Below are 13809 nucleotides of genomic sequence, written 5' to 3'. Positions count from 1 at the left end.
CCGACCGGGAGAACGCCAGCCGTGCAACCACTCAACATCGCCATCGCCGGTTCGGGCGCGATCGCCGAGGCGCACCTCGACGCATATCTGGCCCTCGGCGACCTCGCTCGGGTGACCACCATCGTCTCCAGCGACCCCGAGCGTGGCCGGGCGCTGGCGGCTCGCGCACCAGGCGCCCGCACCGTGACCGACGTGGCCGACGTGATCGGCGACCCTGCGGTCGACGCCGTCGACGTGTGCGGTCACACCCTCGCCCACGGCCCGGTCGCCTGCGCTGCGCTCGACGCCGGCAAGGACGTGCTCATCGAGAAGCCACCGGCGATCACGCTCGAAGCATTCGATCGCATCGCCGAAGCCGCCGAACGCAGCGGCCGGCTGGTGATGGTCGGCCAGACGGTTCGCTTCCAGCCGGGCATGGACGCGATCATCACGGCGGTCGACGCCGGCGAGATCGGCGAGGTCTCGATGGTGCACATCACGTGGTACGTCGCCCACGTGTGGCCGCGCGCCTGGCGCGGATGGCAACTCGACGAGGCATCGTCGGGCGGCCACCTCATCCACAATGGGATGCACTCGATCGACCTCGCGCTCCGCCTGCTCGACGACGAACCGGCCTCGGTGTTCACCCGTGGCTGGAAGACCTACAGCCCCGACGTGCCCACCCCCGACAGCTTCCACGTCTTGATCAGGGGCCGACGCGGGACCCTCGCCGTACTCGAGACGAGCTACGGCCTCAGACCCCCGGCCGATCCGGTCAGGCGAATCGTCGCCGCCGGTGCACTCGGCACGCTCAGCCACTCGACGACGGACGAGACCGAACTCGTCAACCCGACCGTCGCCGACACGCCGTCGTCGACCGTCGGCGCCATGACCGCCGAGATCCGCACCTGGCTCCTCGCCGTGCGGGGCGAGATCGAGTCCCCGATCCCGCTCGCCCACTCCCGGATCGCGCTCGCCGGGGCCATCGCCGCCCAACGTTCCTACGACACGGGACAACCGGTCGATCTCGAACCGACCGGCCCGACCGGGGGTGCACGATGAGCGACGCACCGTTGCAGACCGTCATCTTCTCCGGCGTCCGCCACGCCAGGAACTATGCCGACGTGATCGCTGCCCATCCCGACGTCGAACTGGTGGCGGTCCACGACTCCGACGACGCGCCCGATTGGGCCCACGCCGACACCCGTGCGGTGGCCGAACGCAGCGGTGTCCCCGTGGTCGACTCGATCCCCGACGACGCCGACCTCGTGATCGTATGCAGCGAGCCGACCCGCCACGCTGCGTGCGCGCTCGCCGCGATGGAAGCCGGGCACCACGTCCTGATCGACAAACCGGCCGCGACGACGCTCGCCGACGTGCTGGCGCTCCGGGCGATGAGCCGAGAGCGGCAGCTCGTCTGCACCAGCGTCAACCGCACGCTTCTGGCGAGCACACGACGCGCCAAGGCGACGATCGACGCCGGCCACATCGGGTTCGCGCGCAGCGTCGACGTCGAGTTCCTCTCCGACGGCGCCCAGTTCGCCACAGCGGTGGAGCGGCCAGAACTCGTCATCGATGCCACGCTGTCGGGTGGCGGCGAGATCATGAACTTCATGGGCTACTGCATCGACTCGGTGCGCGTGCTCACGGGCTGCGAACCGCTCGAGGTGTTCGGCTATTCGGCGACGGCGTTCTCCGAACTTCACCGCGAAGCCGGCGCCGAGGATGTTGCCGTCGTCTCGGCGCGCTTCACACACGGCGTCGTTGCGACGATCACCGTGGGTCGCATTCCGGCCGCACCGTCCGCCGGACCGGGTGCCAGCACGGTCAGGATCGTCGGGTCCCACGGCCACCTGCTCGCCGACGACAGCAAGCCGGCCGTGGCGCTCCATCGAGCCAACCGCGAGGTCGACGCGATCCACGCCGGATCGCGAGGAGAGCACGAGGCGGTCTCCGAGATGTTGCACGACGTCGTGGGTGCAATCCGCCATGGCCAACCGCTCAGATACACGATCGACGACGCCGCCATCGCGATCGCCGCCATCGAAGCGACCTACCGATCGATCGAGACGGGCAGGCCTGTCGCCGTCGCACAGCTCGACTGACTCGCTATGGGATCCGCCAAGGCGGCGACGGTGGCGACGGTCAGCTCATCGTCGGGCACGCCAGCGCGTCATCACCGGAACACTCGCTGCGATCACGCGCTCGGGTCTACCGGTCGGCGAGCACGGCGGCGGTGGTCGACAGCGTGAAGACGGTGATCGCCGGCATGGCACGCTCGACGGGGTCGTGCACGCGCACGTGCATCCCGATCGCGCCGAGCATGAATGCGGCCAATCCGGCCGACGCCGGTCGGACCAGCCGGGGAACGGCGTGTCCGGCCAACATCGCCAGCGCGAGGCTCACCTTGGCGGCACCGACCCCGTACATCACGTTCTCGGACAAACCGTATTCCTCGAACTCTTCGCGCATGTTGGTGGCACCGCCGCCCCGGTAGCCGGTGTCCTTGTCGAACCGGCGGAACCAGACATCGAGGATCCAGAGTGCGGCGATCGTCTGGGCGACCTTGCCGACCCACTTCACGGCGTCGGCTTCTTCGCGCTCGCCGGCTCGTCAGCGGCATCGGGAGCGGTGACGAAGTACTCGAAACCGTCACGGTCGACGACCTCGTTGGTGCCGTCCGGGAGCTCGTCGAGTTGCTTGTGCTTGAGCGCCGCTCCGCCGGCGAGCACCGCTCCGTAGACCGTGAGCATGAAGACGAAGGATCCGACGGCGAACAGGATGGTGTTCAGATCGCTCATCGTGCCGACGCCGCCTCGGGCTGCACCGGAGCGCTGGAGTCGGCCTCGGTAGGAGTCAGGAGCAGCGTGCCCAGCGAGTGGATCGAGGGCACCCAGAGACCGACGAAGATGCCGGCCATCTGCTCGTCCTGCACGAAGTACAGGAACACGGAGAAGAGGAACGAGAGGAAGCCGGCGATCAGGAATGGCAGCTTGAGGCGGACGGACGTGGGGAGGTTCTTCATGGGGCGACCTTTCTTGGGAGTCGCCCCTATTTAACATTGTTCAGTCTTATTTATTCCGACACGCCGGTTCTGCACCATCGCTCCCGCCTCACGAGCGGACGCGCCGTGGAAATGCTGCGAGCCGACATCGTCCCGCGACGTTCCCCGGACGCGAAAGAACCCCAGGCCCGGGGACCTGAGGTTCTTGCTGCGGTGGGCGTAGAGGGAATCGAACCCCCGACCTCATCCGTGTCATGGATGATCGCCGCCTTTCTGACGTTTGCTAGAGTTCGCAGACGTGCCTCGATCACAACGTTTACCTGGTCTTTTGTCTGGTCGGTGTGCGCTGCCGTTCGTGATGATACGTTGAGCGTAACTCACCAAGTGACTCACTGAGTTACGCCACGCCATCGACGGAAGGGTCTGAAGTGGACGCAAGAGCACCGCGAACGCGTGGCAATGGCGAAGGCTCCGTCTATCAGGAGGGAGCGAAGCGGGCCCGCTCGCTCGGCGAAGACCTGAACGGTCGCTGGGTGGCCCAGGTACGTGTCGAAGGCAAGTACCGTCGCACATTCCACCCGACCGAAGCGGCCGCCAAGCGAGCGCTCAAAAAGATGGTTGCGGCAGTCGATTCCGGACTGGGAATCGCCGACGGCAATCTCACCCTCGGCGATCTCCTGGACCGATGGGAAGCGAAGGCGCTGGCAGGTCGCGACGTCGCTCCTCGCACAGCCGAAACCTATCGATGGGCGCTCGGAGTTCTTTCAGCTGACCTCGGGTCGCGACGGGTTCGCAAGCTGAGTGCCGACGCAGTTGAAGCCGCATTCGCGACACGAGCGTCCGAAGGAATGAGTCGCGCGTCATTGGTGAAGGTCCGCAGTGTGCTCGGCCAGGCTCTCGACTGGTCGATGAGACGAGGTCTCGTCGGTACGAACGTCGCACGCATCGTGGAGCTACCGGCCGAGGCCAGACGAACTCCACCTGGTCGGGCACTCACCGTGGATCAGGCCAAGAAGCTCGTTCAGGAAGCCGAAGGCGATCGCCTGCACGCTTTGTGGCTCGTCATGTTGATGTTGGGTCTTCGACCCGGCGAAGCCACCGGCCTGTCATGGGTCGATGTCGACCTGAGAGCCGGCGTCGTGCATGTGCGCCGCTCGCTCAAGTTCGGCGTCGCGGGGACACTCCATGTGGACGAGCAACTGAAGACATCGAAATCCCGACGGTCACTCGATGCTCCTCCTGCAGTGATCGTCGCACTCAAGGCGCACCAACAGCGACAGACCAAGGAGAAGGTCATTGCCAGTCCCGATTGGCTGAACGAGGACGACCTCGTTTTCACGACGAATGTCGGCTCCCCCATCGACCCGTCGAACCTTCGCCGCTCGTTCGCAAAGCTGACGACGTCCGCTGGGCTCGGTGTCTGGCATCCGCACGAGCTGAGGCATAGCGCAGCATCAATCATGAGCGCAGCGGGCCTGCCACTCGAGCGGGTCGCCGACGTGCTCGGTCACGACGGCACCCGGATGACAGCGCTCGTCTACCGGCACGCGGTCGTGCCGACAATCGATGGCGCACGCCTCATGGAGGACGTTCTCGGCTGACATCGCGCAAGGATGGCCGCGGGCGCTGTTTGGGTGGGTGGGACTCGCTACATGCTCGGACCGGGGTGAGCAACAGTCGAACAGGGATGCGGCGACGGCCCGCCGCTCCAAGAGGCGTTTAAGACCGACGCAAACCGTCCGTTCAATCCCGTTCCGTCCGGATGTCCCCGTTCCATGCGGGCCCGCGGTCCGTCCCGTCCGTGCAGTGCGGCCAAGTTCGGTCCGCGTCGGCGAATCCCGGGACCTTTTCGGGACCTCTGAAGCGCGTTCCGAGCCGCCGGCGCCTCGGGCGCGATCCACAGCGGTGATCCAGCGGGCGGTCGTCAAGCGTGCCATGCAGTATTGCCCCGGTGACTTCCCCGCAGTCCACGGGAAGAAGCGCTTCCAGAGAAACCTGCTGCATGACCTCATCGAACGTAGCGGGTCGACGCCGGGGTCTTCGAAGCGCCCGACGGGCGCAATAGTCGCCGCGAACGACCGGATGCGACTCGTTCTATCGAGAACTATCCGTCCGGCTCGAGCACCTGATTCGCACCTACCCCTTGCCGACGCTGGGGATAGTCCGTGGCGGTTCACACGTCATCTGACGATGATCATTGAGTAGATGCGCAGTTGTCTCTGATCCACTGCTCAACCGGGTCTCCGTCACCGGTTCGTTCACCATCTGGCCAAGCCCAAGGTCGTGTCGGTTCATGTTTCCAAACGTGAAATAGCTGCGCCTTGCAAGCGTCGGACACCAGACGCACTTCGTCGTGCAAAAGGGTTTCGTCGACACCCTCCCGTGACCGCTTCGTATCGTCCCAGGTGTACGCGAGAAAGACCATGAACGCTCTCATCCGTCGCGATGCTGCTGGATCGGTGACGATCTCGCGCTGAATCTCAAGCTCGTCATAGAGCCGCCTGCACGCTCGCCCAAGGTCATCGGGTAGGTCCTCTTGGTGTCGTATACGCGACTCGTAGATTGCGCGGATCGACTGCTCTGCCGCCTCGGCGTCGCGCCGCCGAGCGTCGCGTTCTGTTATCGCAGCTCTGGTCCTCGCCGGTTCCCACAAGGCCCAGACCAGCACGAGCGCACCAATGATTCCCGAGAACCATTCACCGGCGGAGCCGACACGATCAGCGTAGAACCAACGTGGAGTGTCAATTCTGCTCGCTGCGAGGAGCAGCCAGGCGGCAGCCACAGCGGGGATGAGGAACGCTCGCGAATACTTCACCCCTACAGCGTGCGCTGAACTAGTTGTGTTCGCCGGGGAGGTTGTCCTCGAAGTTGGTGAGGGTGGCGGCTGCGGTTGACCAGCCGAGGGCGCCGTAGGCGCGGTGGTGATTGTAGAAGTGCTCGAAGCCGTCGTAGGCGACGTGACGCTCCTGGTCGGAGTGCCAGGGTCGGATGTAGGCCCATTCCTCGAGCAGGATCCGGTGGAAGCGTTCGATCTTGCCGTTGGTCTGGGTCGGTAGGGTCGGGTCTTCTTGACGGTGGTGCCAGTGGCGGCGCGTGCGTCAGCCCAGCGCTTCTTGTAGCAGGTGCCGTTGTCGGTGATGACTCGTTCGCAGCGGATCCCGTGTTCGGAGAACCACGTGGCGGCACGCTGCCAGAACTCGCGTGCGGTGTCGGCGGTCTCGTCGTGTTGTATCTCGGAGTACACGCGTCGGGTGCGCTCGTCGATGGCTGAGTGGATGTAGCGGCGGGGACGCCGGCATGGCCGCCGGTAGGACCGGGACCGCGTCCGTTGATCCGCCATCCGCCGCCGTCGGGGATCCCACCGATCTTCTTGACGTCGACGTGGAACAGCTCGCCCGGGCGGTCACGCTGAAATCGCACGACAGGCTCGATCGACCGATCCCCACGGTCAAGCCGACCCACCCCGGCGGCGTTCAAGGTGTTCTGTACCGTCGACGCCGGCAGCCCGGTCTTGGAATCGACCTGGAGAACCGCTCGGCGGTCATCTCGATCGTCCAGCCTCGATCGACGACGCAGCTGACCATGGTGCCGCGATGGCGCGGTGTCAGCCTCGCGTTCGGGTGCTGGGTCCTAGCGTGGGTCACGAGTCCCTCCTTGTTGGAGTCGGTGAGTTGTGGAAGACCCACGACTCCCAAAGGGGCCTCACCTCAACGGCGGACGCCTACACCATCGCTCCAGGGACAACCTCCCCGGTCGTCACAGTAGAGCCTCGGCTGCTGGATGCGAACCATCCGATGACAGGTGACAGACTGACGGCACGGCTGCCTCATATAGGTGCCGAGGGGCACGTCTCGAATTTGCTAGTAACCCGCAAAGGGCGAAAGGAGCGATGACGGGTCGTGCCCCGCCTGCGCAACAGTCGCATTCCCCACGCCGCACGCGAGGAATCGAGTGAGCGAGAGACCGGGGGTGTGGATTTGATAAGGGTGAACCGATCATGATCGTCAGTCATGAGCGCATCACTCAACATCAACGGAACCGATACCGACGTGGTAGTGGAGGCGACCTTGGACGATGGCACCACAACCGTCAGAACCGTCAACCGTCTGCCCCCAACAATTGGACATCTCACCGCCGGTGGCGTTGCGAGCCTCCGGTCCGACGGGACGGTGCGCTACGTCACGAGCGTCAACGGATGGCGAGAGCGGCCTGACCGCTACCGCCGGTACGACCTGCGCTTCGACGATGAATAACGTCCTCGCCTTAGAGCCGTCCTCGGCTATGGATGGTCGTTGCAAGTGCAACTGATCCTCGCCCCTGTGGGAAGCAGGAGTTCGACACCTCAGCAGTAGGAGGGAGAGTCCCTCGCGATGAGGAGGCACTGTGAACGAGCGCATCGAGGTCGAGTACCTGGAGAGCCTGACCGAGATCACCGACTTGGAGCCGCTGCTCCCGATGCCGAGCATGAGGTTGGGCCGGTCCTACGCCGACATCCATCACCTGCTCCACACCCAGTGGTGCAGCGTCGGAGTACTTCTGCGTGGACGGGACTGTCAGATCGTTGGTGTAACTGATCTGGCTGGTCATTGTTGTTGGGGATCGTAGAGCCTCAGAAGAGGCGGCCTTCGAAGGTGATCGCGAAGGCGTTGAGGGCGGGCTTCCAGCGGTTCATCCATCGCTCTTGGCCGGTGCCTTTCGGGTCGAGCGAACGGACCACGAGGTAGAGGCATTTCATGGCGGCCTGCTCGTTGGGGAAGTGCCCACGCGCCCTGGTCGCCCGCCGGAACCTGGCGTTGAGCGACTCGATCGCGTTGGTCGAGTAGATCACTCGGCGGATCTCGGGTGAGTAGTCCAAGAACGGCACGAACTCGGCCCATGCGTTCGCCCAGAGCGTCTTGATGGCCGGGTAGCGGTTGCCCCAGATGGTGTGGAACTCGTCGAGGCGTGCTGCTGCGTCGGCTTCGTTGACGGCGGTGTACACGGGTCGCAGGTCGCGGGCCATCTTGTCCCAGTCTCTGCGGCTGGCGAGCCGGAACGTGTTGCGCAGCAGGTGCAGCACACAGGTCTGCACGATCGCCAACGGCCAGGTCGCTTCGATCGACTCCGGCAAACCCTTCAACCCGTCGCAGACGACGATGCACACGTCGTCGACGCCACGGTTCTTGATCTCGGTGAGGACCTGGAGCCAGTACTTGGCGCCTTCGCCGCCGGTGCCGACCCACAACCCGAGGATGTCGCGTTGACCATCCACGGTCACACCGATCGCTGCATACACGGGCCGGTTGGCGACTTGGCCGTCGCGGATCTTCACCACGATCGCGTCGATGAACACCACCGGATACACCCGGTCGAGGGGCCGGTTCTGCCAGTCGGCGAGCTCGCCCAGCACCCGGTCGGTGATCTTCGAGATCGTCTCACGGCTGATGTTCGTCGAGTACACCTCGGCCAGGTGGGCTTCGATCTCACCGGTCGTGAGCCCCTTCGCAGTCAACGAGATCACCATCGAGTCGACCCCGTCGAGCCGGCGCTGACCCTTGCGCACCGTCAACGGCTCGAACGTGCCGTCACGATCCCTGGGCACGTCAACTTCGATCGGACCGATCTCGGTGATCACCGTCTTGGAACGCGTCCCGTTGCGGCTGTTGCCGTGATTGCGGCCCTCGACGGCGTGTTTCGGATAGCCGACATGGTCGTCCATCTCGACCTCCAACCCGGTCTCGAGGACCTGCTTGGTCAGATCCGCGAGCAAGCCTCCCGGCCCGACGAGGCTGCGCCCGTCGGCTTTGGCCTGGTCGACGAGCTGCTCCGCGAGCGACCGATCCGGCCGCTGCTCATTCGTGTCGTCCGACGGTGTCGCCACCGCCACATCATGGTCTGTCATCGTTGCCTGTCCTTCTCGCCGAGCGGGTCGCTCAGCGTTTCAGGCCAGACCAGTTACACCGCGGATCTGACAGTCCCATCTGCGCCTACGCTCTCGGAACGAATCGGCGGCTCCGCCGCGGGATTGCCGGGTGCGCTGCTTGGGCCGCAGTGCGGCGCGTCGTCGTCGGTTAGCGCCAGGATTCAGCGTGGCGAAGTGTGCCGCTTCCAACGATCAAGTCCGGCCTTCGGCGTAGCTTGATCGCGACGATGGCTCGTTACGATGGCCTTTGGGGTTTCGACGTTGGACAGCATTGTCAAAATTGTTGGGTACTTTTCGGTACTCGTCGTGATCGTGCTCTTCTTGGCTTCTTTCAACCGGACAGGCCTCTTGTCATGGATCGGGTTGCTCGCTGCAATAGTTTGGCTGCGGTTCGCGGTGCCGGTGTTCGCGAACGAGACTTGGAGTGCGTCGACCAGATTGACCTTCGCGATCGTGTCAGGGTCGGTCGCAGCGGGTGCGGCCGTCCTACTCCGCCTGCGAGCGCCGCCTCGCTTCGGCATCACTACGCCGGAGAATGGTGAGGCAAGAACGGTGGAGTGAGCGCGTGAGCTGAGACCCTCCGGATAGACGACCAGCATTATCTCGCGCCACGATTGGGCCGAAGCCGGTCACGCGATCGGCTATTCCCTGGTGATTCTGCGTGGCGAAGTGTGCGCCAGGGTTGCCCGACGTCAGGTCAACGAGATGGTGCTGGCGATCTCGTGCTGTAGAACGTTCGCCTCGGTAATGGTCGCCTGTTGGTCCTCGCTCGGCCCCGATCCACGGAACGTCTCGACGGACTCAGCTGAATCCCATCGCTCGAAGATGTTGATTCGGTCTGACTCGAGGGGGTCAGCGGACAGATGGAAGTCAATGCAGCCGGCCGCGGCACGACCCGCCCGAATGACTCCCTCGCAATCTTCGAGATAGCTCGTGCGTTGATCGGGATCGACCCGGAGAAAGCCTGCGACGATGATCATCGGCCGTTTCTAGCATCGTTCACTGCTACGCGGAGTTGGGATTATCGGGCACTCGGCTTGGGTAGATATGTCGGTGATCCACCCGCCTGCTTGTTCCGTCGGTGACGATGGTGCAGCGGGCGTGATCGGAGGATCACATGAAGCCCATTTCGTTTCCGAAGCTGACGCTTCCTGACCCGGGTTCGCGCGTCGCCCCGACCCTCGGCCACCGGCTCGTCGACGACTATCTCGAGTCGGTGCATGCGCGGCTTCGACCGAACTCGACGTTGGCGGTTGTCTACGACTTGAAGGTGTTCTTCACCGTCATCGACGTCGACCCGCTCGACGTCCGACGCCGTCACGTGCTCGAGTTCATCCGCGTGCAGCGGACCGGTTCGGCCCATGCGACGGTGGTCCCGATGGACCAGTCCGACGGGTTGGCGTTGTCGACGATCCGACGTCGCCTGTCGACGCTCGCGGGGTTCTATGCGCACCTCGTCGCACTCGGAGAACTCGACCACAACCCGGTGCAGCGCGGCATGCCAGTGCGTGCCCCCGTGACCCGCGACCGACGTGTGATCCCACTGGTCCGACCGATCCGACACCTGCCACAGATCCTCGATCACGACGACGTGAACAAGTTGGTCGGAGCGCTCCGGAAGGAGCGGGATCGGGCGATGATCGACGCGATGCTGCTCGCCGGTCTGCGGCGTTGCGAAGTGCTCGGCCTGCGACTCCAGGACATTCGTTGGGGTGAACGCCGCTTGTTCATCGCTGACGGCAAGGGCGGCCATCAACGCATCGTGCCGATCTCGCCGCGCTTCTTCGACACGCTCCGCCGCTATCTGGACAACGAGCGACCGGCGGACGCGGAGACGCCGTTCGTGTTCGTCGTGTTGAAAGGACCCAACCGTGGCCGCCCGCTCACGGCGAAGGGGCTCGATGAGATCATGTTGGGTGCGCGCACGCGTGCCGGGCTCGAGCATGCGACGTGTCACGAGCTGCGCCACACCTGTTTCACCCGGCTCCGCGAGGCCGGCATGGCACTCGAAGCACTCCAAGCCCAAGCCGGTCACCGCTCGATCTCAGCAACGCAGATCTACCTGCACCTCGCCAACGATTGGCTCGCCGGCGAGTACATACGTGCAGCTCAAGCCGTTGATGCCCAGGCTGCACTCGGCCGCCAGGTCGTGGCGTCATGACCATGCTCGCGATCGAACACGAGCCCGTCGACGAGCGCTGGGCACGCATCGGCGCACACGCTCCGGTCCTCGCTGCGACTGCCCGCAGCTACATGGATCAGATTTCGGTGACCGCTCGACCGGGCACGATCAACTCGGTCGATGTCGCCTTGCGATTGTTCGCCAGCTGGATCATCGACCACGACCCCGCCGTCGTGTCGCTGCGACAGGTCAACCGTCGACACATCGAGCACTACAAGCTCTGGCTCGCCACCCGTGAGAACCAGCACGGCCAGCCGCTCAAGAAGTCGACGATCAATCTTCGGTTGTCGATGCTGCGCGTTGTCATCGAGCGGCTCATCGAATGGGACCATCCCGACACACCGACGAGGAACCCGATCATGTGGACCGACCTTCCCAAGATGGACGAGCCGCTTCCGAAGTTCCTCGACGACGACCAGGCCGCCAAGTTCATGGCCGCCGCAGTCCGACTTGATCCACAACGACGACTCATCGTCGAGATGCTGGCCCGCACCGGACTGCGCGTCACCGAGTTCTGTGAGCTCACCGACGACGCCATCGTGAAGATGAACGAGACGAACTGGCTGCGGGTGCCGGTCGGCAAACTCCACACCGATCGCTACGTCCCGCTGCATCCCTCGCTGATCGAGTTGCACCGGGACTGGCTGGCCTGGAACGGCCCGAACGACACCGGCCAGCTCATCTCGAACAAGGGCAGGCCACTGTCCGTCGACGTCGTTCGTCGCGTCGTGAAAGCCTGCGCCCGGATCGCCGGGATCGGCCACGTCCATCCCCACCAATTGCGTCACACGCTCGCGACGCAGTCGATCAACAACGGCATGAGCCTCGAAGCTGTGTCCGCGATGTTGGGGCACCGATCGATGCGCATGACCCTCGTCTACGCCCGCATCGCAGACCGCACCGTCGCCGACGAATACTTCGCCGCCGCCGACAAAGTCGACCAGCTCTACCAGACCCACTTGACAACATCACCGGCATAAGGACCGCAGTGTGGCGCGGCCGTCTCCGTCCGGAACGGGATTACGCGGGGCGATATCGGGTGCCCATCATCGGCACTTCTGGGATGCGGCTACACGGATGATCGGCTGCGCGTTATGTGACGGTCGGCCGTGACCAGAATGCCGGCTATGTGCGGGTCCTGAAGCTGTCCTTGCGAACGTTCTGATCGGGGTCGAGCGATGAGCTTGGATGCTCGTCGCTCGACCCCGGTCGGTTACGTCAGTTCCATCAAGCCGCCGAGCGTGGGCTGGAACCCACATGCGTCGATGTAGAACGACGCTAGATCCTCGTCGAAGCCGACGTGGAGGAACTCGCAGCCTGCAGAGGTGCTGCCGTCGCGCGCTGCATGGACAAGGGCGACGCCGACGCCGTGGTGGCGGTAGTCGGCATCGACCATGACGTCCTCGATGAACGCATGGACAAGCCCGTCCCAGAGCACGTTGACGAAACCGATGAACCGGTCACCGTCTCGGGCAACGACCCAGCCGAGGCTGTGTCGTTCGGTTTGTTCTACCCAGTCCCACTCGGACTCGTCAAAGAGTGGGGTTTCGAATGCGGCTGCGTGAAGTTGATGGATCTCGTGGTTCGTGAAGGATTCACGCCACGAGTAGGTGATGTTGCCGTGAGGCATTGTCACTCCTTTGATTCAGGAAAGTGATTGCCCCGGCTGCGAGCCGATGTCGTTCAGTCCTTGGCAGAAATCGTCACAGCAAGGGTGTCGGAACTGAAGTGAGTGGTGTCCATCAAGGGCCTCCTGGGTCGAGTCGCACTGGCGATCGCCAACACGAACCCGAGCATATTCCCCACCGCAGGCTGGGGCCGCACGTGCTCGTGAACGGCACGTACGCGGGCGGCGAGGTGTCCCATATCGTGCGTCCCCCAATCGCAACAGCGACCATCACCCAACGCCGGATCGAGGGCGCGGTGCGCGTGGCGCTGCCCGATATCCTTACATTTGACCCCAGGTAAGGAGGACCAGTTGGAGATCACCGCGAAGATCAGTTCGAAAGGGCAGTTGACCGTTCCGAAGAGCGTTCGTGACGCGCTCGGCCTCGACGAAGGCGACGACGTCATCTTCCGCGTCGAAGGACACCGAGCCGTGCTCGCACGCACTCCGGACTTTCTGTCGCTCGCGGGCAGCATTGCCGTTCCCGCCGCCAAGCGGAATGCCGCGTGGGACGACGTGATTCGGAAGACCCACGCCGACCGAGCAACGGCGCGCCGGTGACGGCGTTCGTCGACACCAACATCCTCGTCCGTCACCTCACAGCCGACCCCCCGGAGATGGCGGCGCGCGCCACGGCGTTTCTCGCCGATTCGACGCACCTGTTTCTGGCCGACCTGATCGTGGCGGAAACCGTGTACGTGCTCGAGTCGTTCTACGACGCACCCCGCGAACAGGTCGCCGCCGCGATGCGCTCGCTCATCACGATGCGTTCGGTCATCACCGTCGACCCGGCGCTGTTGCTCCGTGCCGTCGAGGTCTACGAGATCGACCGTCTCGACTTCGCCGAGGCCTACCTGGTGGCGTGCGCCGAGAGTACCGGCGTCGGCCGGGTTGCATCGTTCGATCGAGCAATCGACCGCGTCGCCACCGTGGAGCGGCTCGAGCCCTGATCGTGGTTCGCTCGGGCATCCCAGAAGGTACGGCAGACATCCACGAACGGAGTGCCCCGGAACGCCGGGTCGAGGACGCCGACGCGCGAGGATGCGGGCGTGTCTGGAACTCCGGTCGCGTGCGCC

At 64.5% G+C, this 13809-nt stretch carries 15 protein-coding genes and 1 pseudogene; 8 read left to right on the top strand and 8 right to left on the bottom strand.

The annotated features are described in order from the left end of the window. Nucleotides 1-21 precede the first annotated feature (21 nt). Entirely contained in the window at nt 22-1041 is a 1020-nt protein-coding gene (locus R8G01_22390) for a Gfo/Idh/MocA family oxidoreductase (GenBank protein MDW3216755.1), read from the top strand. Further along, nucleotides 1038-2084, top strand: a complete 1047-nt coding sequence (locus R8G01_22385) for a Gfo/Idh/MocA family oxidoreductase (protein ID MDW3216754.1) — start codon at nt 1038-1040, stop codon at nt 2082-2084. Before R8G01_22390 ends, R8G01_22385 begins: the two co-directional genes overlap by 4 nt. A 106-nt stretch (nt 2085-2190) precedes the next feature. Here R8G01_22385 and R8G01_22380 read toward each other — a convergent pair whose 3' ends face one another. From R8G01_22380 to R8G01_22370, 3 genes are read right to left on the bottom strand one after another with little or no spacing between them, the layout of a single operon-like run. After that, a complete protein-coding gene (locus tag R8G01_22380) occupies nt 2191-2562 on the bottom strand; it encodes a DoxX family protein (protein MDW3216753.1) in 372 nt (123 codons plus the stop codon). Beyond that, a complete protein-coding gene (locus R8G01_22375) occupies nt 2559-2780 on the bottom strand; it encodes a hypothetical protein (GenBank protein ID MDW3216752.1) in 222 nt (73 codons plus the stop codon). Before R8G01_22375 ends, R8G01_22380 begins: the two co-directional genes overlap by 4 nt. Beyond that, on the bottom strand, nt 2777-3004 hold the full coding sequence (locus tag R8G01_22370; GenBank protein ID MDW3216751.1) for a hypothetical protein: 228 nt from the start codon (nt 3002-3004) through the stop codon (nt 2777-2779). The genes R8G01_22375 and R8G01_22370 overlap by 4 nt, the downstream gene beginning before the upstream one ends. 407 nt (nt 3005-3411) lie before the next feature. Between R8G01_22370 and R8G01_22365 the strand changes: the two genes are divergently transcribed. Continuing rightward, entirely contained in the window at nt 3412-4584 is a 1173-nt protein-coding gene (locus tag R8G01_22365; protein ID MDW3216750.1) for a tyrosine-type recombinase/integrase, read from the top strand. A gap of 593 nt (nt 4585-5177) precedes the next feature. Here the strand turns inward: R8G01_22365 and R8G01_22360 are convergent. Together R8G01_22360 and R8G01_22355 are read right to left on the bottom strand one after the other, a co-directional pair. Further along, a complete protein-coding gene (locus R8G01_22360; protein MDW3216749.1) occupies nt 5178-5798 on the bottom strand; it encodes a hypothetical protein in 621 nt (206 codons plus the stop codon). Nucleotides 5799-5817: 19 nt separating this feature from the next. Further along, nucleotides 5818-6567 (bottom strand): annotated as a pseudogene (locus R8G01_22355) (DDE-type integrase/transposase/recombinase). A 426-nt stretch (nt 6568-6993) separates the two neighbouring features. Here R8G01_22355 and R8G01_22350 point away from each other — a divergent pair. Then, the gene (locus R8G01_22350) at nt 6994-7236 is read left to right on the top strand and encodes a hypothetical protein (protein MDW3216748.1); all 243 of its coding nucleotides are present in this window, start codon (nt 6994-6996) and stop codon (nt 7234-7236) included. 356 nt (nt 7237-7592) lie between these two features. On the opposite strand, the gene R8G01_22345 is transcribed toward R8G01_22350, so the two are convergent. Then, nucleotides 7593-8864, bottom strand: a complete 1272-nt coding sequence (locus tag R8G01_22345) for an IS256 family transposase (GenBank protein ID MDW3216747.1) — start codon at nt 8862-8864, stop codon at nt 7593-7595. A 713-nt stretch (nt 8865-9577) separates the two neighbouring features. Next, on the bottom strand, nt 9578-9865 hold the full coding sequence (locus R8G01_22340) for an antibiotic biosynthesis monooxygenase family protein (protein ID MDW3216746.1): 288 nt from the start codon (nt 9863-9865) through the stop codon (nt 9578-9580). Between the two features lie 137 nt (nt 9866-10002). On the opposite strand from R8G01_22340, the gene R8G01_22335 reads away from it, so the two are divergent. Continuing rightward, the gene (locus tag R8G01_22335; GenBank protein MDW3216745.1) at nt 10003-11046 is read left to right on the top strand and encodes a tyrosine-type recombinase/integrase; all 1044 of its coding nucleotides are present in this window, start codon (nt 10003-10005) and stop codon (nt 11044-11046) included. Continuing rightward, on the top strand, nt 11043-12047 hold the full coding sequence (locus R8G01_22330) for a tyrosine-type recombinase/integrase (protein ID MDW3216744.1): 1005 nt from the start codon (nt 11043-11045) through the stop codon (nt 12045-12047). The genes R8G01_22335 and R8G01_22330 overlap by 4 nt, the downstream gene beginning before the upstream one ends. Before the next feature lie 233 nt (nt 12048-12280). Here the strand turns inward: R8G01_22330 and R8G01_22325 are convergent, their stop codons facing one another. Then, complete coding sequence (locus tag R8G01_22325; GenBank protein ID MDW3216743.1) at nt 12281-12697, bottom strand: GNAT family N-acetyltransferase; 417 nt, start codon at nt 12695-12697, stop codon at nt 12281-12283. Between the two features lie 348 nt (nt 12698-13045). Here R8G01_22325 and R8G01_22320 point away from each other — a divergent pair, with 348 nt between their 5' ends. Next, complete coding sequence (locus R8G01_22320; GenBank protein MDW3216742.1) at nt 13046-13294, top strand: AbrB/MazE/SpoVT family DNA-binding domain-containing protein; 249 nt, start codon at nt 13046-13048, stop codon at nt 13292-13294. Then, complete coding sequence (locus R8G01_22315; GenBank protein MDW3216741.1) at nt 13291-13683, top strand: PIN domain-containing protein; 393 nt, start codon at nt 13291-13293, stop codon at nt 13681-13683. The genes R8G01_22320 and R8G01_22315 overlap by 4 nt, the downstream gene beginning before the upstream one ends. The last annotated feature ends 126 nt before the right edge of the window (nt 13684-13809 follow it).

It is taken from the genome of Ilumatobacteraceae bacterium (assembly GCA_033344875.1).
In the GTDB taxonomy this organism is placed as follows: Bacteria; Actinomycetota; Acidimicrobiia; order Acidimicrobiales; family Ilumatobacteraceae; genus Ilumatobacter.
This window is presented reverse-complemented; position numbering and strand designations above follow the sequence as displayed.